This is a genomic window from Mizugakiibacter sediminis, assembly GCF_000953855.2.
Lineage (GTDB): Bacteria > Pseudomonadota > Gammaproteobacteria > Xanthomonadales > Rhodanobacteraceae > Mizugakiibacter > Mizugakiibacter sediminis.
Genome location: NZ_DF970233.1, coordinates 1 through 1,471, shown reverse-complemented (window position 1 = coordinate 1,471; position 1,471 = coordinate 1). Strand labels below are relative to the sequence as shown.

Annotated in this window: 2 protein-coding genes and 1 pseudogene; 1 reads left to right on the top strand and 2 read right to left on the bottom strand. The window is 76.5% G+C overall.

Features of this window, described 5'->3' with window-relative positions:
• A pseudogene (locus tag MBSD_RS15490) lies at nucleotides 1-279 on the top strand (hypothetical protein); the annotation flags it as partial.
• Between the two features lie 60 nt (nucleotides 280-339).
• On the opposite strand, the gene coq7 reads toward MBSD_RS15490, so the two are convergent.
• Complete coding sequence (gene coq7, locus MBSD_RS10895) at nucleotides 340-984, bottom strand: 2-polyprenyl-3-methyl-6-methoxy-1,4-benzoquinone monooxygenase (RefSeq protein WP_062537352.1); 645 nt, start codon at nucleotides 982-984, stop codon at nucleotides 340-342.
• A partial coding sequence (locus MBSD_RS10890) for a heterodisulfide reductase-related iron-sulfur binding cluster (RefSeq protein ID WP_148667870.1) occupies nucleotides 981-1,471 on the bottom strand: 491 nt, incomplete at its 5' end. The genes coq7 and MBSD_RS10890, both read right to left, overlap by 4 nt.

Here is a 1,471-nt window from a genome sequence, read left to right as displayed (position 1 = left end):
GCGATCCATGCCGGCCGCCTGGACGCCGCCGGCTACGCCGCGCTGGGCGCGGAAGTGGAGACGCGCATCGCCACCATGATCCGCGAATGCCGCCTGCCGGCGGACGCCGACGCGGCGCTGCACGCCTACATCGGTCGCATGCTGGCCGCCGCCGGGCGCATGAAGCGCGCCGATCTCGACGCCACCGCGCACCGCGACGCGGCGCTGGAGGCGATCTCCGCCTACAACGACTACGGCGGCCGCTTCGCTGATCCGGCCTGGAAGGCGCTGACGCCGTAGGGCGGAACCGGCCCGCCGGTTCCGCCGCCGCCGCGCGCGCGTCTTCGCCGGCCGCCGGCGTCACAGCCGGTAGGCCACCGCCTTCATCACCGCCGAGGCGAAGCGCATCAGCGCCGGCACCGGCGGCGGCAGGTCGATGCCGCCGCGCGCGCGCGCGGCGTCGGCATGGCGCACCTCGTCGGCCTGCATCGTGCGCAGGATCGCCCGCGAGCGCTCGTCCCGCGCCGGCAGGCGGCCGAGGTGATCGTCGAGGTGCGCCTCGACCTGGCGCTCGGTCTCGACCACGAAGCCGAGGCTGACGCGGTCGCTCGCCGCCGCCGCGACCGCGCCGATCGCAAAGCTGCCGGCGTACCACAGCGGATTGAACAGGCTGGGCCGGCTGTCCAGCTCGCGCAGGCGCTCGGCGCACCAGGCGAGATGATCCTGTTCCTCGCCGGCGGCGAGGAGCAGGTGCCGGCGCGTGGCCGCGTCGCGCGCCAGCGCGGCCTGGCCCTCGTACAGCGCCTGCGCGCAGACCTCGCCGGTGTGGTTGATGCGCATCAGGCCGGCGGCGTGACGGCGCTCGTCCTCGGCCAGCTCCGCCGGCGGCAGGTCCGCGGCAGGCGAGGGCCGGTGCGCAGGCGGATCGCCCAGCGTCGTCTCCAGCGCGCGTTCGATGCCGGCCAGCAGGCGGTCCAGCGGGGACAGGGTGCGGATGTCGCTCATGGGATCTCCAGTTGCCGCGCCAGCAGCGTCAGCGGGTGCTCGACCGGCAGCGCCGCGCCGCGCTCGCGCAGGCCGGCCTCGAGGTGCAGCCGGCAGCCGATATTGCCGCTCAGCAGGCGCTGCGGCGCAAGCGCCGCGGTCTGGTCCAGCTTGGTCGCGCGCAGCGCCGCCGCGCGCTGCGGGAATTCCAGCAGGTGGCTGCCGGCGGCGCCGCAGCAGCCGGGTGCCGCCGGCAGCGGCAGCGTTTCGAGCCCGGGCACGCGCGCCAGCAGGCGCAGCGTCGCGCCGTCGCTGCGCGCGACATTGACCGCGGTGCACGGCAGATGCACGGCCACGCGTTCGGCGAGCGGGCGGAAGCGCAGCGCCTCGCCTTCGCGGTCGAGCAGGGCGGGCACGTCGTCGACGCTGACGCCGGGCAGCGCCTCGCGCAGCGTGCCGAGGCAGCCCGGCGTGGCGTTGACCAGCCGCTCGGCGCCGGCCGCCTGCC

What these genes read in the sequence shown, in the direction of transcription:
- coq7 (WP_062537352.1), bottom strand. Translation starts at nt 984, where the DNA reads ATGAGCGACATCCGCACCCTGTCCCCGCTGGACCGCCTGCTGGCCGGC.